This window comes from Celeribacter sp. (assembly GCF_048261515.1).
Taxonomy (GTDB): Bacteria; Pseudomonadota; Alphaproteobacteria; order Rhodobacterales; family Rhodobacteraceae; genus Celeribacter.
In genome coordinates this window covers 182,509-200,458 of the sequence record NZ_JBLXFZ010000003.1, presented here as the reverse complement: position 1 = coordinate 200,458, position 17,950 = coordinate 182,509, and the positions used below count along the sequence as shown (strand labels likewise).

The following is a 17,950-nucleotide window of genomic DNA, read 5'->3' as shown; positions in this document are numbered from 1 at the left end:
CAATCAGTTAGGAAATACCCTGCTACGCCACCACCCTCAAACTCAGCGCCGCAGCAACCATTCATCCACGCTATGAGCGCGCTATTGGGGAGATACGCCTAGACCACAGGTCGTAACAATAATGTTCAAAATGTTAGGCGGTAGCGCGGAAGGTAGGAATTCTCAATGCGATGACAGCCGTTCAATTTGCTGCTGCCTTAGCACAACATTCGGAACGCATTTCTGGAGATCGCAATGAAGCCCTATTATCGCGAGGAAGCTCGCGACATATCGCGGACGACGAGTTGCGCTTCGAATTTGCGCAGAATTTTGCGTGCGGCCAGAGGCGTCTTGTGGTGACGTGGGTTCAGCTCTGGAAACAACGACATGACCTCGTCGCGGCTCGACCTGTCCAAGGCTTGCATGGCCATATCGTTTGGAAAAAAGCTCTCGCAGGCGACACCGTTGGCCATCACCACTTCATGCTGGTCGAAGAGAACATGGTAGTAGGTGATCAACCCGCCAGGGCGGCGCTCAACCAATGGGTTGCTCACAAAATGCTTGGCTGCAATCAAGGTCTCGGTTTCACCAGTGAGCAGTTCACATTCCCATCCGCACGTCAAAACGCGGTGTTCGGGAGACAAAAGGAGCTCGGTCTGATTTCCCAAGGCGCCGGGACGAAAGACAATCGGCGCGAATTTCCCATAGGCCGCGACAGTGCTATTCCCGATCCATCGAATTTTCTTATAGCCGTTGTCCCTTGTCATCACCAAGTCGCCGATGCTCAGGTCTTCAACGCGAAGCGCCCCTTTTCGCGTAATAATCCGTGTCCCTTGGGCAAAGCAAACTGGGAAGTCGGCTCCAGGTGTCAGATCGAAGGTCAGAACTGCGTTGCTTTCGAGATAGGCAACAAGCAGCGTTGCGTTGCTAAGTCCGAGCACACCGAGTGTAAAAGAAAGTGCTGGTGTGGCGAGAATTTGCGATGCCAGACCGTCAAGCAGCGCTGCCTGCGTTGTGTCGACATACTCGACATATGAAACGCCATCGACCTCATAGACGTTAACGGCAGCAGGTGAGGATAGGTTGACCTCAATGCCCAAGAGGTCAACGCCGACAGTCGATGTGCCGCTGTAGACCGCATCGACAGTCTCTCCATCGAGCTGTGTCAATTCGGATGAATCGATGACGTGATCGCCATTGTCATCATTGAAAGTCAGCGTTGCGTTGGCCTCGCTGGAAAATGCACTTACGACATAGGTCTGGCCCAACCCAAGTAGACTGCCTTGGTACGAGTTGAGATCGTCGATTGTTGTGCTGCGCGTAACCATTGTGGTCCTCCAGAAGCCCGCGCACGATCTTTTCTCTCTAAAGTAGAAAAGAAGTTCATACGGAAGAAAAGGGAATGATTCAAAATTCTTAATACAGAAGGCCCTACGAACCACCGCAATGCAACCTAAAAGTGTATTCCCCCCGAAGTAGCCAAATGCAGTGCTCAAAATTTGGTCACTGTTTACGTCATGGAAACAATCAAGCTGCTGACGCGTGATAATCTTGAATCTTCAGTTTCAAGCTGGAGGCAATCGGATGGGGAGCCTTGCCTGACACCAACTTTGATGAGGGTGAACGAGATCCAGATTTTGCTATCGGATCGTTTTAGGCCGGTTGCACTCATGCATTTCGGCTTCCCATTTTTGCAAACTTCACCACTCAGATATTCTTAACCAGTGAAATTCACCCCGTTTAAGAGTCAGGGATTCACGAACAACTTGGAGGCTTCGCGCAATGCAGTGCATGCATGAAACCAACATTTTACGGCGCCAAGTGCCGCGAAAAAAAAGCCTCGGCAAGAATTCCCTTTTGGCCCGCCTCGGCAAACCGCCTTGGCCGCCCTGCACGCGCCGCGTCAGAAAACAGCAAGCGCAGTCAGGAGATAATCTCGAACTTCGTCACATCGACCATGCCGCGGTCGGTGATTTTGAGCGCGGGGATCACGGGGAGTGCGAGGAAGGCCAGTTGTAGAAAGGGCTCTTCCAGCGTTACGCCAAGCGAGGCCGCCGCTTCGCGAAGCTCCACCAGACGCGCGTGGACCGCCTCGAACGGCTCAAGGCTCATCAGCCCCGCCACGGGCAGCGACAATTCGGCCAGCACCTTGCCGTCCCGCGCCACGACAAAGCCGCCCTCGATCTCGCTCAAGCGGTTCACGGCCAACGCCATGTCTTCGTAATCCACCCCGACCGAGACGATGTTGTGATGGTCGTGGCAAACGGTCGAGGCAATCGCCCCACCCTTGATCCCGAATCCGCGCACGAAACCACTGGCGATATTGCCGTTCTTGCCATGCCGCTCCACCACCGTGATCCGCGCCAGATCGCGTGACGGATCGGGGCGTTTGTCACCATCCTCGAAAGCCACCGTTTCGTGCAGATGCTCGGTGATGATCTTCCCCTCGATGATGCCAATGACATCCGTTTCCTCGCGGTTGCCCGTGGTGCGGAAGTCCTGCGGGGAGACGCGCGGGGCCTGCACCGAATTGCGGCCCACGGGCGGGATGGTCTCGCGCGCGTCAAAAGCCGCATCCGTGACCTCCACCCCACCCGCAAAGACCATCTGCGCACGACAGCTTTCCAGACTGTCAAGCACCACGATATCGGCACGTTTGGCAGGTGCGATCATACCGCGATCCTTCAGGCCGAAGGCTTCCGCCGCCGAAAGCGAAGCGGCGCGGTAAACCGCCAGCGCGGGGCAGCCACGCGCGATCAACTCGCGGATCATGTGATCAAGGTGGCCCGCCTCCGCAATGTCGAGCGGGTTGCGGTCGTCGGTGCACAGGCACATGTAGGGCGCGGTCAGATGGGTCAGAAGCGGTTGCAGCGCCACGAGATCTTTGGACACCGACCCTTCTCGGATCAGCACCCGCATCCCCTTGCGCAGCTTCTCGCGCGCCTCCTCGAAGGTCGTCGCCTCATGCTCGGTGCGGATGCCCGCCGCGATATAGGCATTGAGATCGCGGCCCGACAGTTGCGGCGCGTGGCCGTCGATATGGGCGTCCTCGAAGAGACGGATCTTCTTCATCGCCTCCGCGTCGCGGTGGATCACGCCCGGGTAATTCATAAACTCTGCCAGACCGATTCCCGACGGATGTCCGACAAGTTTGGCGATGTCTTCGGCCAGCAGTTCCGCCCCTGCCGTTTCCATATGTGTGGACGGCACGCAGGAGGAAATTTGCACGCAAATATCCATAAGGGTATGGGCGGAGGCCTCTTGGAAATAGCGCACACCCTGCGAGCCAATCACATTGGCAATCTCGTGCGGGTCGCAGATCGCCGTGGTCACACCGCGCGGGGTCACGCAACGGTCGAATTCGAAGGGTGTCACGAGGCTCGACTCGATATGCAGATGGGTGTCGATGAAACCGGGCACCAGCACCCTGCCTGACACGTCGATCTCACGCTCGCCCTCGTAGCTTTCGAACACCCCCGCGATGCGGTCGCCGCAGATCGCCACGTCGCCCTGCACCAACTCGCCCGTCATCAGGTCGAAAATACGTCCATTTTTCAGGACGATATCGGCTTTGACCTCGCCACGGGCGGTTGCGATACGGGTTTCGATGTCATTCATGGGGCGCCTCTTTTTCGCGGGGATTTGCCCTACGATAGCACGCCCTTCCCGCGCGCCAAGCGCAAACCATCACCCGTTGAAACGCACCGCGCCATGACCGAGCGCCGCGATCACACCGCGCATCTCCGCCAGCCCTCGCATCCGCCCGATGAGCGGATAGCCCGGATGGGTGCCGCGCCCGATGTCGGAGAGCAATTCGTGGCCGTGATCGGGCCGCCAAACGATCTCGGCATCCGCACGCCCCTCCTTGCGGCGGCGAGCCTCTTCGTCGAGAAGTGCTGCCACCAGAGCAACCATATCGGTGTCTCCCTCAAGGTGCGCGGCCTCCTCAAAAGATCCGTCCGCATCCTTGCGCACATTGCGCAGGTGGACGAAGTGGATGCGCTCGGCAAAACGGCAGGCAATCGCGGGCACGTCATTGGCGGGGTTCGCGCCAAGCGATCCCGAACACAGCGTCAGCCCGTTTTCCACAACGTCCTGCTGATCAAACACCCACTGGATATCCTCGGCATTGGACACCACGCGCGGCAAACCAAACACATCGCGCGGAGGGTCGTCGGGATGGACGCAAAACCGCATCCCCAAGTCCTGTGCGGCGGGAATGACCTCGGTCAGAAAACGCGCGTAATTGGCGCGGATGTCCTGCTTTCCCATCCCGTCATAGAGCTTCAGCGCCTCTTTGAGCGCGGGCACGTCATAGCGCTCGAAGGCACCTGGAAGCCCCGCCATCACAGCGGCGACCAAAGCCTCGCGATCCTCCTCGGTGGAGGCGTCGAACCATTCCTTCGCTGCCGCCGTAATCTCGTTGGAGAAAGACGCCCCCTCCCGCTCCAGCATGAACAACTCCAGCGCGGCGTATTGCGCCTGCTCGAAGCGCAACGACGATCCGCCGTGGGGCAGCGGATTGCGGATCACCGTGCGCGTCCAGTCGACCAGCGGCATGAAGTTGTAGCAGATCGTGGTGATCCCTTCGGCGGCAAGATTGGCCATGGATTGACGGTAGCTGGCGAACAGCTCCGACAGGTCGCCATCGCCGCGCTTGATGCGTTCATGGATCGGCAGGCTCTCGACCACCAGCCATTCCTGACCGTGACCTGCCTGCGCAATCAGGGATTTACGCGCGGCAATCGCCTCGCGGGTCCAGACCTCGCCATAGGGAATTTCATGCAACGCGTTGACGATGCCAAAGGCCCCCGTCTGCGCAATCTCGCCCAGTTCGATCTTGTCGAGTGGCCCATACCACCGCCAGCTCTCACGCATTGTATTTCTCCACCATGGCGCGCGCCCCGTGGGCAGCGAGCCCCTCGTAAGCGGCGGTTACGTCAGCCACAAAATCCGCATTGCCGCGCAGGGCATCCGAAAACACCTCGCGCACGGACAAGAGTGCTGCCACCTTGTCGGCGGCTGTCTGAGCCCCGTCCGAAAGCGCCCGCAAGCGCTCGGCCAAGGGATCGCGCACGTCGATGGGCTGGCCCGCGTCATCCGTGCCGCCCACGTAGCGCATCCATGCGGCCACGGCGAGGGTGAGGCGCGGCATGGCGCGGCCTGCGGCGAAGGCTTCCTCAAGCTGGAACAGGATGCGCTGTGGCAGCTTCTGACTGCCATCCATGGCAATCTGCCACGTCAGATGACGGATCGCGGGATTGGCGTAGCGCTCGAACAGTTGCGCGGTGTAGGCCGTGAGATCGACGCCCTCGGGCGCAGTCACTCCCGGCACGATTTCCTTGGCCCAGACGTCCTTGATAAAGGCGGCATAATGGGGGTCCGACACCGCGTCGCAGATCGTTTCCAACCCGCCCAGATAACCCAGATAGGCCAGCGTCGAATGGGTGCCGTTGAGACAGCGCAGCTTCATATCCTCGAACGGCGTGACGTTGGAGACAAGCTCCACCCCGACCGCACCAAGATCAGGGCGCAGCCCGTCGACGAAATTGTCCTCCACCGCCCATTGGCGGAAAGGCTCCATCATCACGGGGCTGGCGTCATAATAGCCCGTAAGCTGCCCGAGCGCCTCGATATCCTCAGGCTTGGTCGCGGGCACGATGCGGTCCACCATGGTGCAGGGGAACGCCCCTTCCGCCGCAATCCAGTCGCGCAGGTCAGGGTCGATCAGTCCCGCCAGTTCCAACACCACGCCTTTCACCACATGGCCGTTGTCGGGAAGGTTGTCGCAGGTCAGCACGGTAAATGGCCGCAGCCCCGCCTTACGCCGCAATTCAAGCGCCCGCACGAGATAGCCAAGTGCAGAAGCGGGCGCATCGGGGTTGGCCAGATCGGCCAGAATATCGGGATGGTCGCGGTTGAGCTTTCCAGTCGCAGGTTCGTGGCAATAGCCCTTCTCGGTGACGGTCATGGTGACGATCTTGACGCTTTCGGCCGCCATGGCGGACAGCACGGCGGCAGGATCATGCGGAGCGACCAACACGTCCTGAACCACCTCGACGCGATGCGGGATCGTGCCATCGGGTGCCATTTCAACCGCCGTGTAGACACAATCCTGCGGCTTGAGCCGTTCGGCCTGCGTGGGGCTTTTGAGCGAGACGCCGATGATCCCCCAATCGCCACCCGAGGTCGCCATCGCCTCGGCAATGTAGATCGCCGCATGGGCGCGGTAGAAGGCTCCAAGTCCGAGGTGGACCACGCCAACACCGGGAAGGTCGCCTCCCTTACGCGCCATGCGTGGCAATTGGGTTACGTCTATCATCTTCTCTCCTGCCTTACATGCGGGCCTATATGCCCGCGCTTTCGCCACTGCGACCAGCGACTAGCGCGCCAGCCAACCACCATCGACGTTAAGCACTGCACCCGTGACGTATTTCGCCGCCCGTGAGCAAAGGTAAGCCGCCGTGCCGCCGATGTCTTCGGCGTCACCCCAACGCCCCGCGGGGATGCGTGCAAGGATGGCCTCGCTGCGCTCTGGATCGTTTCGCAGCGCCTCGGTGTTGTTCGTGGCGATATACCCAGGCGCGATGGCATTGACCGTGATGCCATGCGCCGCCCACTCGTTTGCAAGGATCTTCGTGATCCCCGCCACCGCATGTTTCGACGCGGTATAGGCGGGCACGCGGATGCCGCCCTGAAACGACAGGAGTGAGGCGATGTTGACGATAGCGCCCTCTTGCCCCTTGGCCATGAGTTCCTTGCCAAAGGCCTGACAGGTGAAGAAGAGCGCCTTCTGGTTCACGTCGATCACCGCGTCCCAGTCCTCCTCGGAATAGTCCACGCTATCGGCGCGGCGGATGATACCCGCGTTGTTGACGAGGATGGAGTAGCCCGCGTCCTTGAAGGTATCACGCGCAGCCATCGGGTCGGAGAAGTCGAGCAAAAGCGCTTCGGCACGCCCGCCCGCCGCCTCGATCGCGGCCACGGTTTCGTCGCAGGCACGACGGCCCGCACAAACGACATGGGCACCCTGCCCCGCAAGCGCCACGGCAATGGCCTGACCGATGCCCGTGTTGGCACCTGTCACCAGCGCCTTACGCCCCTCAAGAGAAAACAGATCAGACATGGTGCCCCCTTAGCGCAGCTCGGACGGTTGCACGAAATCCATGTCGGTATAGTCGACATTGTCGCCCGCCATGGCCCAGATGAAAGTGTATTCGCCAATACCCGCGCCCGAGTGGATCGACCACGTGGGAGAAATCACCGCCTCCTCGTTGGCCACGAAGAGATGACGGGTTTCCTGCGGCTCGCCCATCAGGTGCAACACGCGCGAGTCCTCGTCCATGCCCCAGTAAAGATAGGCCTCCATACGGCGGTCGTGGACGTGGGCGGGCATGGTGTTCCAGACGGAGCCTTCCTCCAGCGAGGTATAACCCATCACAAGCTGGCAGCTTTCCATGACAAGCGGGTGGATGAACATCTTGATCGTGCGCTTGTTGGAGGTCGCGGGATCGCCCATCGTGACCTGATTGCTCTCCTCCACGGTAATGAGGCGCGAGGGATAGCTATGATGCGCAGGGCAAGAGGTGATGTAGAACCGCCCCTCCCCCTTGAAGGTCACAGCCCCCGTGCCCTTGCCCAGATAGAGCACGTCGCCCTGCTTCATCGCGTAACTCTCGCCGCCCGCCTCGACCGTGCCATTGCCGCCGATATTGACGATGCCCATCTCGCGGCGCTCAAGGAAGGTCGCGGTGCGGGTCTCGTCGATCTTGTCGAGCGTCAGCGCCCCGCCCGCAGGCACGGCACCACCCACGGTGAAACGGTCGTAATGGGTGTAGATGAGGCGGATTTCGCCGTCCTTGAACATGCCCTCGCCCAGGAAATGCTTGCGAAGCTCGGCCGTATCCATGCCCTTGGCATGTTCGGGATGGATGGCGTGGCGGGTTTCAACGTTGACGGTCATTTTCGTCTCCTTTGGCAATGGGTCGGGTGAACCGCGCACAAAGGGCTGCGGTCACGGTCTCTGTTTCGGCGTTAGAGAAAATCGTCACGGCGCGGCGTAAAAGTGTCCACAAGCCGCCCCGCCTCAAGACAGGTGCAGCCATGTTCGGCATTCGAGGGAATAACGAAGCTGTCGCCCGCCGTGACCTCGAACTCTTCACCCGCAATGGAAAAGCGGAACCGTCCGCTCTCGACATAGGTGGACTGGACATGCGGGTGCGAATGCAACGCGCCCACCCCGCCCTTGGCGAAATCAAAGCGCACCACCATCAGCGCATCATTCTCGCTAAGCACCTGACGGGTGACATGCTCGTCCACGGTCACGGCGGGGTAGGTTCTGACATATGTCATCTCGATGTCCTTTCTCGAAACTGTGTCTGGAAACTGGTGCGGGGATCAGAGATTGTAGGCGGCTTTGACCAGATTGTAGGTAAGATCACGTGCGACCTCATGGGCCTCGCTTTCGTTCAGCCGCCCCGTGGCAACCAGTTCGGCGAGGTATCCAGCATCCACACGCCGCGCCACATCGTGACGGGCGGGGATGGAACAGAAGGCACGCGTGTCGTCGTTGAAGCCCACGGTGTTATAGAAACCCGCAGTCTCGGTGACGTTTTCGCGGAAGCGTTTCATGCCTTCGTAGCTGTCGTGGAACCACCACGGCGGCCCCAGACGCAGGGCGGGATAGACGCCCGCAAGCGGGGCCAACTCGCGGCTCTGCGTGGTTTCGTCGAGCATGAAGACGATTACGGTCAGATCACGCTCCATACCAACTGCATTCAGCAGAGGTTTGAGATTGTTGACGAAATCTGTTCGCGTAGGGATGTCGAATCCCTTGTCGCGCCCGAAGAGTTCAAGCATCGGCTGGCTGTGGTTGCGATGAGAGCCTGCGTGGATTTGCATGGTCAGCCCGTCCTCAAGCGACATTTTCGCCATCTCGGTGAGCATCTGTCCGCGGAAGGCATCGCGCTCCTCGGCATCCGCCTTGCCGCTTCGCACACGATCAAACAACGCCGCCGCCGCGCCCGCGTCGAGGTTCTCGGTACGCGCGGTCGGGTGGCCGTGGTCGGATGAGGTGACGCCGCCCACCTCCTTGAAATAGGCCCGCCGCACACGATGCGCATTGAGATAACCCTGCCAACGGCCCGTGTCCTCGCCCGTCAGATCGCCAAAGGTGTCGAGGTTCTCGGCAAATCCGTCGAAATCGGGATCAATCACGTTATCAGGCCGATAGGCGGAAATCACACGCCCCTGCCAGTCACTCTCGGCAATCATCTTGTGATATTTCAGGTCGTCGAGTGCCATCTCCGTGGTCGAGAGCGCCTCGATATTGAACCGCTCGAACAAGGCACGTGGGCGGAAATCGTCGGACTTCAGGCAGACGTCGATATGATCGTAATAGTCGGCAGCCGTGTCGGGGCCGAAAGTTTCGGTCAGCCCAAACACCTCCTGAAATGCGTGATTGAGCCAAATCCATGAGGGCGTTCCGCGCAGCAGATAGAAATGCTCCGCAAACACCTGCCAGATCTTGCGCGGGTCTTTCTCGCCTTCGGAGCCGTCGGCACGAGGAATGCCCAGCGTATCGAGATCCACACCCTGCGAACAGAGCATACGGAAAACATAGTGATCGGGCTGAACGAAAAGGCGCGCGGGATTGGGGAACTTCTCGTCAAGCGCAAACCAGCGCGGATCAGTGTGACCATGCGGTGAGATGATCGGCAGCCCCTTGATCCCAGAATATATTTCCTGCGCCAGTCCACGAACGCGGCTGTCGGTCGGAAAGAGCCTGTTGTCGTCAAGCAATGCCATTGATGCCTCCCCCACAGGATGCAGGCTTTCTTCGCCGAGCGCATCCGTGCTGCTTGTCTCCTGAATGCCCTGCACCGCGCGCCGAAACGGAATCGCGAAACTCTGGCCTTCCCTCTGATAGGCTAATATGTTAGTTGCCGATCCAAGTCAACGCGCCCCCTCTATTGCGCCGCTCCACGCCGCGCAGTAGCTAGGTCGACGCACCACCACACTTTTGAAACGGGATAGAGAGAGGTCGCAGGGAAAGAGATGCCACAAGACCCGACAATGACCCTGTCCAGCCTCAACCCGCCCCCCGCCCCCTCGGTGACGGATATGGTATTTAAGGCGCTCTATGATCGTATCGTCAGCCTTGAACTGCCGCCCGGAACAAAGCTGTCGGAGGCCGATGTCGCCGCAAAGCTCGGCGTCTCGCGCCAGCCCGTGCGCGATGCCTTCTACCGCCTGTCGCAGCAAGGTTTCCTGCTGATACGTCCACAACGCGCCACGACGGTGCGCCCGATCTCGGCCAAGGCCGTGTTCCGCGCCCGTTTCATCCGCACCGCGCTTGAGGTCGAGATCATGCGCACGGTGCTGGAGGTCATCACTGATGAAGACTTGGCACGCCTTGCGGCCAATATGGACGCCCAGAAGAAGGCGGTCGACGAAGACGACCGAGAGACATTCCACGCGCTCGACGATGCGTTTCACCGCGAACTCTGCGTCATAGCCGGCGAGCCTGAAGTCTGGCAACTCATCCGTGACAACAAGGCCCATATGGACCGCGTCCGCTTTCTGTCGCTCGGACAGGGCGCTCAATTTGCCTATGACGAGCATATCGAAATTTTCAACGCGATCCGCTCGGGCGATCCCGACACCGCAATTTCCGAAATCCGAAGCCACTTGATGCGCATCGGCAAAACCATCCACCAAATCCGCGCAGATCATGCGGAATACTTTGAAGATGAGGACTGACATTGGCGCATAAACGCTTTCTCGCCATCGGCGAATGCATGGTGGAAATGGCCCCTGACGGAGCCGGAAAATACGACATGAACTTCGCGGGCGATACGCTCAACACCGCGTGGTATACGCGCCGCGCATTGGGCGAGGACGCTGGTTACGAGGTGGGCTACATGACCTGCGTCGGCACAGATGCTGTCTCCGATCGCATGATTGAGTTTCTGGCCAACTCCGGCCTTGGCACCGACAACATCGCGCGGCTGCCCGAGCGCACCGTGGGTCTCTATATGATCCAGCTCGACAATGGCGAGCGCAGCTTTGCCTACTGGCGCGACACCTCTGCCGCCAAAATGCTGGCCGCCGACCCTGACCGCCTCGACGCGGCCTTCTCAGGCGACCAGATCCTCGCCTTCTCGGGCATTACGCTGGCCATTCTCGCCCCCGAACATCGCCAGAACCTGATCGACGCACTGGCCCGTGCGCGCGCGAAAGGGGCGGAAGTGGTCTTTGACACCAACATCCGCCCGCGCCTGTGGGAAAGCCCCGAGGCGACAAAGCACTGGCTTGCAAGAGCAGCGGAGATTGCCGACATCATGCTCCCCTCCTTCGACGAGGAAGAGGTCATGTTCGGTGACAAGCGCCCTGCCGACACCGCTCTGCGCTACCGCGATCTCGGCGCACACACGGTGATCGTCAAAAACGGCGCCTCCGAGCTTTACGCATGGTCCAAGGGCGAAGGCGGTTTCACACTCCACCCCGATCCTGTGCAACCCGTCGACAGCACCGCCGCGGGCGACAGTTTCAACGCGGGCTACATCGCCGCGCGGATGAAAGGTGCCGACCTCACGGACTCGCTGAAAGCGGGCATGGCGCTTTCGGCACAAGTCGTGATGCATCGCGGGGCGCTGGTCGATCTCTGACCCGCTCCCGCCAGACACAGCCGACGCAAAAGGGCGACGCATCACGCGCCACCCTTTCTCATTTCCTCTCCGTTGTGGGGTGCGGAAGCCCTGCCTCCTGCACCGCCCTTAGAGGTAGCTGTTCACCAGATTTTCGAGACGCTCCTGACGACCCGAACGCGGCTCGGGGTTGATGTCCTCGGCCATTACACGCTCCTGAATGCTCTCCAGATCGCCGTTCTCGACCATATCGACGTTCGCGGGTTTGTCCCAATCGGCGTAACGCTCGTCGCGGGCGGCTTCCAGTTTGCCGTCTTCGAGCATCGCAGCAGCAGCCTTGAGGCCACGGGCACAGCAATCCATCCCGCCAACATGCGCAAGAATGAGATCCTCGGCATCAAGCGACTGACGACGCACACGCGCGTCGAAGTTGGTGCCGCCCTTGGTGAAGCCGCCCGCCTTGAGCACTTCGTAGTAGGCCAGCGTCATTTCCGGCACGTTGTTGGGGAACTGGTCCGTGTCCCAGCCCGACTGGTAGTCGTTGCGGTTCATGTCGATGGAGCCGAGCATTCCCAGCGAACCAGCCAGAGCCAACTCGTGTTCGAAGGAATGACCCGCAAGGATCGCATGGCCCTGCTCGATGTTCATCTTCACTTCGTTCTCAAGGCCGTAACGCTTGAGGAAGCCGTAGACCGTTGCCACGTCGAAATCATACTGGTGCTTGGAGGGCTCTTGCGGTTTCGGCTCGATCAGGATCTGACCGTCCCAGCCGCACTTGTGCTTGTACTCGACCACCATTTCGAGCATCCGCGCGGCGTGATCGGCCTCTTTGGTCAGGTCGGTGTTGAGCAGCGTCTCGTAGCCTTCACGACCGCCCCAAAGCACATAGTTCTCGCCGCCGAGCTTCATCGTCGCATCCATGCAGGATTTAATCGTGGCCGCCGAATAGGCAAAAACATCGGGATCGGGGTTGGTCGCCGCACCCGCCATGAAACGACGGTGGGTGAAGAGGTTCGCCGTGCCCCAAAGAAGCTTGGTCTTGGAGGTCTCCATCTTCTGAGCGAAGATATCAACGATGGCCTCAAGGTTGCGCTTGTTCTCGGCGAAGGTATTGCCCTCAGGGCGAATGTCTACATCGTGGAAGCAGAAGAAGGGCGCGTCGAGAATGTCGAACATCTCGAAGGCAACATCGGCCTTCATCTTCGCGCCTTCCATGCCTTTGTCGAACCACGGACGATCAAAGGTGCGCCCGCCGAAGGGGTCGCCGCCCTCATATGCAAAGGAGTGCCAGTACGCGATACCGAAACGGAGGTGATCCTCCATGCGCTTTCCCATCACAACCTCATCGGGGTTGTAGTGCTTGAAGGCAAACTCGTTTTCGCTGTCAGGCCCCTCGTATTTGATCTTCGGGATACCTTTGAAAAAATCAGTCATGTCAGTCCTTTGATTGCTCGTTGTGCATCCTTGTAGCGGGCGAACCCGTCGGAGAATGCCGCTGTTAAATCTGTGTTCGGGTCGATGGTTTTCTCGGTTTTCGGCGATGCGGCCAGTTCGACCCCGCCCCCCGTGGCCGCCATCTGGCCAAGTCGTGCCGCGCCGAAGGCTCCGCCGAAATCACCCGCAACAGGGAGATCAACAGGGCAATCGAGCGCGGTCGCAATTGCTTCGCACCAGTAGTCCGAATTGGACCCGCCACCGACCGCCAGAAGACGCTCGATCCGCGTGCCCGTGGCCGCCAGTGCCTCAGCACAATCCTTGATCGCGAAGGTCACGCCCTCAAGCACCGCGCGCGTGCCTGCGGCTGTATCCGTGGCATGTTCCAGCCCGACGAAGGAACCGCGAATTGCGGCATCGTTGAGCGGTGTGCGCTCGCCACCGAGATAAGGCAGGAAGCGGGTCTTTGAGGGCGCTTGCAACCCACCGAGGGCGCCCGTCAGTTCCGCCGCCCCCTTGCCTACGAAACGGCCATACCAGTTGAGCGCGTCCGTTGCGGCAAGGATCACGCCCATCTGGTGCCATGTGTCGGGAAGGCTGTGGCAGAAGGTATGCACCGCCGTGCCCGCATCGGGCTGGTAGCCGTCATTGGCGGCGAAAAGCACACCCGATGTGCCGAGGCTGACAAAGGCCTGCCCCGCTTTCACAACACCCACACCGATGGCCGAGGCGGCGTTGTCCCCGCCCCCGCCTGCGATGACGCAAGACGCGGGAACGCCCCACTTACCCGCCAGTTCGGCGCGCAATTGGCCAGAGGCTTCCGAGCCTTCCACCAGTTCGGGCATGTGATCGCGGCTGAGGTCGGTGGCGGCGAGAAGCTCGTCCGACCAGTCCCTCGCCCCCGTGTCAAACCACGCGGTGCCCGCGCTGTCCGACATCTCGCCCACATAGTTGCCCGTCAGGTAGAGCCGCAGGTAATCCTTCGGCAACAGCACCTTGGCCACGCGGTCGAAAATCTCGGGCTCGTTGTTCTTCACCCATGCCAGTTTCGGCGCGGTGAAACCCGGAAAAACGATATTCCCCGTCACCGCGCGAAAACGCGGATCGGCGTCGAGGGCGGCGGCTTCCTTGTGGCTGCGCGTGTCGTTCCACAGGATGCAAGGCCGCAGCACCTTGTCGTCCTTATCAAGCAAGGTTGCGCCGTGCATCTGGCCCGAAAGCCCGATACCCGCCACGCCTGACAGGTCCGCCTTTGCTCCAAGCTCACCCATCACCGCGTCACAGGCCGCAAGCCAGCTTTCGGGGCTTTGCTCCGACCAGCCATCATGCGGGCGCTCGTTGGTCAGGGGCGCATTGGCCTCCGCCACGATCTCCTGCGCCTCGTTGATAAGGATCGCCTTGAGACCCGAAGTCCCCAGATCAAGTCCGATGTACATCAATATGCCGCCTCTGGTTTTTTGCCCATGATGATCATTCCGAGGATGTCGTCATCCGTCACCTCGTCCACGTTAACGGTGCCAACGGACTTGCCGTTTTTCATCACCATCGCGCGGTCGCACAGCTTCATCACATTGTGGATGTCGTGCTCGATGAGGAAGATGCCGAGACCCTGACGTTTCAACTCCTCGATCAACTCCGCAACCATCTGCGTCTCATGGGGACCAAGCGCTGCCGTGGGCTCATCCATAATCAGAATGCGGGCGTTGAAGTAGACCGCACGCGCAATGGCGACCGACTGGCGTTGACCACCCGAAAGTGCGCTCACGGGGTCTTTGAACTTTTTGAAGTTCGGGTTGAGCCGCGCCATGATCTTGCGCGTCTCGCTTTCCATCGCGCCCTCGTCGACAAAGCCCATCGGCGTTACCAATTCGCGCCCCAAAAAGAGGTTCGAGGCGGCATCGAGGTTATCGGCCAGCGCAAGCGTCTGGTAAATCGTCTCGACATTCTGCGCACGAGCGTCACGCGGGTTGTGGATTTCGACCGGTTTGCCGTCGATCAATATCTGCCCCGCGTCGGGCGTATAAGCCCCCGAGAGCATCTTGATCAGGGTCGACTTACCCGCACCGTTGTGACCCAGAAGGCCCACAACTTCGCCCGGGTAGAGGTCAATACTCACATCGTCGACCGCATGCACACCCCCGAAGGAGATGGACATATTGCGCATTTCGACAAGCGGGGTTCCAGTGGGTTTCTTGTTCATATCACTTCACTCCCGCACGTTTGCGATACTGAATGTCGATCCACACGGCCAGCACCAGAACAGAGCCGACCACGATGTTTTGCAGCGGGCTATCGACGCCCACCATGCCCATGCCGCTGGTGAGCGACTGCATGATGACCGCACCAAGAATGGCGCCGTAGATCGTCCCTGCCCCGCCAGAAAGCGCGGTCCCGCCGATCACGGCGGCCGCGATGACACGCAACTCGTCGAGCGTGCCGATGTCGTTGGCGTGGCTTTGCAGGCGTGCCTGCGCCACGATGGCCGACAGGCCGCACAAGAAGCCCATGAGCGCAAAGACCTTCACGGTCAGAAAGCGCGTATTGATGCCCGACAGTTCCGCCGCATCGGGATTGCCGCCCGTGGCGAAGATGTATTTCCCCAACCGCGTGCGCTGCGCGATGATGGTCATGGTGATCGCCACAACGATCAGGATCAGCACCGAGATCGGCAGCCCGTGGCCAATGGACAAGCCATCGGGCATCACCTCGCCGCGCGCCTCGAACATACGGCGCAGCTTGCCTTTGGGAATGTCATAGGAATTGAGGATCCAGACAAAGCCGAGGATCACCGCAACCGCGGTGCCCGCAAGCGTAAACTCGGCCCATAGCGGCTTGAGCGGGAAATCGTGGCGCAGGCGATTTTGACGGGCCTGCCATACACCATAAACTGCGGCGGTAGCGGCCAGCACACCGACAATCCAGCTCCATGTCTCCCCCAATGTCCCTTCGGCGCCGCCGAAGATGATGAAGGTGCCGTCGAGCGGCGCGATGGTCTGGCCCGAGGTCAGATACCACCCCGCATAGCGCCACACCAGAAAGCCACCGAGCGTGACGATAAAGGCCGGAATGCGTTGGTAGCCGATCAGCCAGCCGTTGAAAGCCCCGATCACGGTGCCCACGGCCAGCCCTGTCAGCATGGCAACGGGTGCAATCACGGGCGAGCCGAGCTCAACACCCCAGCCAGGCAGCCAGCGTGCCTGCATCATCGCCATCATCGCCGAGGAAATAGCCAGCACCGCGCCCACGGAGAGGTCGATGTGGCGCGTCACGATGACAAAGACCATGCCCGTCGCCATGATGGCCACAGAAACCGTCTGGATCGTGAGGTTGAAAATGTTACGGGCCGAGAGAAAACGGCCGTCGGTGAATACGTTGAAGACCAGAGCGATCACGACGAGCGCCCCGATCATACCCAGCAAACGGGTGTCAAATTCGAGTTGGGCCATAAGACCCCTCTTCGGCGTGACGCCCCGCGTGTCTTGCGCTTGATCTGCCATATGGTTTTCCCTTTCAGGGGATGGATGAAGCGGTCCGTTTCTGCCCGCCCGATCCAGTTCCGAGTTTCCGTATCGAGGCTCAACCCGAAGGGTGCCTCACATCGCGCGCAGCCCCGCGCGCGTTGCCGTTCCTGTGACGGCGGCCTCGAAAGAATGCCCCCTCCCGCGTGGCGGAAAGGGGCACCCTATTTCCCAATCGAAATCGGGCTCCGGGCCTTAGTTACAAGGTGCCGGACCGTTTTCGACGCCTTGGCAAAGCGCCTCTTGGGTGATCCAACCAGCATCAACCACAACAGACAGGTTGTCGGCGGTCACGGGGACGGGCTTGAGGAACACGGCGTCCATCTCGTTGCCGCCGGGCGTGGTGAATTTCACCGCATCTTCAATGTCCGTCGGCGCGGTGCCGTTGGCCAGCGAGACAGCGATCTTGGCGGCGTTCTTGCCAAGCTCACGCGCGTCTTTCCAAACGGAGACCGTTTGCGTGCCCTGTGCCACACGGTTCAGAGCGGCGTGGTCGCCATCCTGACCCGACACGGGAATGCCCTGCATACCTTGCGCGGTCAGAGCAGCAACTACACCACCTGCGGTGCCGTCATTGGAAGCCACAACAGCGTCTACATTGTTGTCGGCCTCGGTCAGGATCTGCTCCATGTTACGCTGCGCGTTGGCAGGCAGCCAGCCATCGGTATAGGCCTCGCCCACGATGGTGATATCACCCGCATCGATTGCCGCTTGCAGCACCTCTTGCTGACCGCCACGCAGGAAGTCTGCGTTCGGGTCGGTCGGGGAACCTTTGATCATGACGTAGTTGCCCGTGGGCTGTGCCTCGAACACGGCACGCGCCTGCATGCGGCCAACCTCGACGTTATCAAAGGTCAGGTAGAAGGCGCGGTCGTCCTCGATCAGACGGTCATAGGCAATAACGGGGATTTCCTCGTCAGCGGCAGCCTGAACAGCGGGGATCACGGCCTGCGTGTCTTGCGCAAGCACAATGAGTGCGTCGACGCCTTGTGCAATCAGGGATTCGATGTCGGAAAGCTGCTTGGCCGAGGACGACTGCGCGTCGGCGGACACGTATTCGGCGCCAGCGGCATCAAGGGCTTCCTTGATCGCGGCCTCGTCGGTTTTCCAGCGCTCTTCTTGAAAGTTGGACCAGCTCACACCGACCGTCAGGTCAGCAGCGAAAGCGGTGGTGGTGAAGCCGGCAGCAACGATGGTTGCCGCCATTAACATGGATTTACGCATTGATATCCTCCCAATTGAAATCCGCGAGAAAACCGTAACCCGACACCTCCACAAATAATGAAAGCACAAGCCACACGCGGACACCCGAGTCGTCGGGCAGGATCATGATGGCATATTTTAATTCGGTCGCAAAATAAAATATTGGCC

15 protein-coding genes are annotated in these 17,950 nt (G+C 60.2%); 2 read left to right on the top strand and 13 right to left on the bottom strand.

What is annotated here, in order from left to right; all coding sequences use genetic code 11:
* Positions 1–245: 245 nt before the first annotated feature.
* The 8 genes from ACN0SC_RS07955 to uxaC all read right to left on the bottom strand — a co-directional run bounded on the left by ACN0SC_RS07955 (position 246) and on the right by uxaC (position 9,786).
* Positions 246–1,307, bottom strand: coding sequence for a Hint domain-containing protein (locus tag ACN0SC_RS07955; protein WP_417249130.1), 1,062 nt, complete (start codon positions 1,305–1,307; stop codon positions 246–248).
* Positions 1,308–1,902: 595 nt separating this feature from the next.
* Positions 1,903–3,597: an adenine deaminase gene (gene ade, locus ACN0SC_RS07950; protein ID WP_417249129.1), complete on the bottom strand. Its 1,695-nt coding sequence runs from the start codon at positions 3,595–3,597 to the stop codon at positions 1,903–1,905.
* A gap of 69 nt (positions 3,598–3,666) precedes the next feature.
* On the bottom strand, positions 3,667–4,857 hold the full coding sequence (gene uxuA / locus ACN0SC_RS07945; RefSeq protein WP_417249128.1) for a mannonate dehydratase: 1,191 nt from the start codon (positions 4,855–4,857) through the stop codon (positions 3,667–3,669).
* Entirely contained in the window at positions 4,850–6,301 is a 1,452-nt protein-coding gene (locus ACN0SC_RS07940; protein ID WP_417249127.1) for a mannitol dehydrogenase family protein, read from the bottom strand. The genes uxuA and ACN0SC_RS07940 overlap by 8 nt, the downstream gene beginning before the upstream one ends.
* A 60-nt stretch (positions 6,302–6,361) precedes the next feature.
* Entirely contained in the window at positions 6,362–7,105 is a 744-nt protein-coding gene (gene kduD, locus ACN0SC_RS07935) for a 2-dehydro-3-deoxy-D-gluconate 5-dehydrogenase KduD (protein WP_417249126.1), read from the bottom strand.
* A gap of 9 nt (positions 7,106–7,114) precedes the next feature.
* Positions 7,115–7,942 carry a 5-dehydro-4-deoxy-D-glucuronate isomerase gene (kduI, locus tag ACN0SC_RS07930; RefSeq protein ID WP_417249125.1) on the bottom strand — a complete coding sequence of 276 codons (828 nt, stop codon included), beginning with the start codon at positions 7,940–7,942 and terminating at the stop codon, positions 7,115–7,117.
* Positions 7,943–8,013: 71 nt separating this feature from the next.
* Positions 8,014–8,331, bottom strand: coding sequence for a cupin domain-containing protein (locus ACN0SC_RS07925; protein ID WP_417249124.1), 318 nt, complete (start codon positions 8,329–8,331; stop codon positions 8,014–8,016).
* 45 nt (positions 8,332–8,376) lie between these two features.
* Entirely contained in the window at positions 8,377–9,786 is a 1,410-nt protein-coding gene (gene uxaC, locus ACN0SC_RS07920; RefSeq protein ID WP_417249123.1) for a glucuronate isomerase, read from the bottom strand.
* Positions 9,787–10,053: 267 nt separating this feature from the next.
* Here uxaC and ACN0SC_RS07915 point away from each other — a divergent pair, with 267 nt between their 5' ends.
* Entirely contained in the window at positions 10,054–10,740 is a 687-nt protein-coding gene (locus tag ACN0SC_RS07915; RefSeq protein WP_417249122.1) for a GntR family transcriptional regulator, read from the top strand.
* Positions 10,741–10,742: 2 nt separating this feature from the next.
* On the top strand, positions 10,743–11,648 hold the full coding sequence (locus ACN0SC_RS07910) for a sugar kinase (protein WP_417249121.1): 906 nt from the start codon (positions 10,743–10,745) through the stop codon (positions 11,646–11,648).
* A 108-nt stretch (positions 11,649–11,756) separates the two neighbouring features.
* Here the strand turns inward: ACN0SC_RS07910 and xylA are convergent, their stop codons facing one another.
* The 5 genes from xylA to xylF form a co-directional block, all read right to left on the bottom strand.
* Positions 11,757–13,061: a xylose isomerase gene (gene xylA, locus ACN0SC_RS07905; RefSeq protein ID WP_417249120.1), complete on the bottom strand. Its 1,305-nt coding sequence runs from the start codon at positions 13,059–13,061 to the stop codon at positions 11,757–11,759.
* Complete coding sequence (xylB, locus tag ACN0SC_RS07900) at positions 13,058–14,497, bottom strand: xylulokinase (protein ID WP_417249119.1); 1,440 nt, start codon at positions 14,495–14,497, stop codon at positions 13,058–13,060. The genes xylA and xylB overlap by 4 nt, the downstream gene beginning before the upstream one ends.
* Positions 14,497–15,261: an ATP-binding cassette domain-containing protein gene (locus tag ACN0SC_RS07895; RefSeq protein ID WP_417249118.1), complete on the bottom strand. Its 765-nt coding sequence runs from the start codon at positions 15,259–15,261 to the stop codon at positions 14,497–14,499. Before ACN0SC_RS07895 ends, xylB begins: the two co-directional genes overlap by 1 nt.
* Before the next feature lies 1 nt (position 15,262).
* A complete protein-coding gene (locus tag ACN0SC_RS07890) occupies positions 15,263–16,558 on the bottom strand; it encodes a sugar ABC transporter permease (RefSeq protein ID WP_417249117.1) in 1,296 nt (431 codons plus the stop codon).
* A 216-nt stretch (positions 16,559–16,774) separates the two neighbouring features.
* Complete coding sequence (gene xylF, locus ACN0SC_RS07885) at positions 16,775–17,803, bottom strand: D-xylose ABC transporter substrate-binding protein (RefSeq protein WP_417249116.1); 1,029 nt, start codon at positions 17,801–17,803, stop codon at positions 16,775–16,777.
* Between the last annotated feature and the right edge of the window lie 147 nt (positions 17,804–17,950).

Coding starts and splice junctions, on each gene's coding strand:
- xylF (WP_417249116.1), bottom strand. CDS start 17,803: ATGCGTAAATCCATGTTAATGGCGGCAACCATCGTTGCTGCCGGCTTC.
- kduD (WP_417249126.1), bottom strand. CDS start 7,105: ATGTCTGATCTGTTTTCTCTTGAGGGGCGTAAGGCGCTGGTGACAGGT.
- ACN0SC_RS07925 (WP_417249124.1), bottom strand. CDS start 8,331: ATGACATATGTCAGAACCTACCCCGCCGTGACCGTGGACGAGCATGTC.
- xylA (WP_417249120.1), bottom strand. CDS start 13,061: ATGACTGATTTTTTCAAAGGTATCCCGAAGATCAAATACGAGGGGCCT.
- ACN0SC_RS07915 (WP_417249122.1), top strand. CDS start 10,054: ATGACCCTGTCCAGCCTCAACCCGCCCCCCGCCCCCTCGGTGACGGAT.
- uxuA (WP_417249128.1), bottom strand. CDS start 4,857: ATGCGTGAGAGCTGGCGGTGGTATGGGCCACTCGACAAGATCGAACTG.
- ACN0SC_RS07940 (WP_417249127.1), bottom strand. CDS start 6,301: ATGATAGACGTAACCCAATTGCCACGCATGGCGCGTAAGGGAGGCGAC.
- ACN0SC_RS07955 (WP_417249130.1), bottom strand. CDS start 1,307: ATGGTTACGCGCAGCACAACAATCGACGATCTCAACTCGTACCAAGGC.
- kduI (WP_417249125.1), bottom strand. CDS start 7,942: ATGACCGTCAACGTTGAAACCCGCCACGCCATCCATCCCGAACATGCC.
- ACN0SC_RS07895 (WP_417249118.1), bottom strand. CDS start 15,261: ATGAACAAGAAACCCACTGGAACCCCGCTTGTCGAAATGCGCAATATG.
- xylB (WP_417249119.1), bottom strand. CDS start 14,497: ATGTACATCGGACTTGATCTGGGGACTTCGGGTCTCAAGGCGATCCTT.
- uxaC (WP_417249123.1), bottom strand. CDS start 9,786: ATGGCATTGCTTGACGACAACAGGCTCTTTCCGACCGACAGCCGCGTT.
- ade (WP_417249129.1), bottom strand. CDS start 3,597: ATGAATGACATCGAAACCCGTATCGCAACCGCCCGTGGCGAGGTCAAA.
- ACN0SC_RS07890 (WP_417249117.1), bottom strand. CDS start 16,558: ATGGCAGATCAAGCGCAAGACACGCGGGGCGTCACGCCGAAGAGGGGT.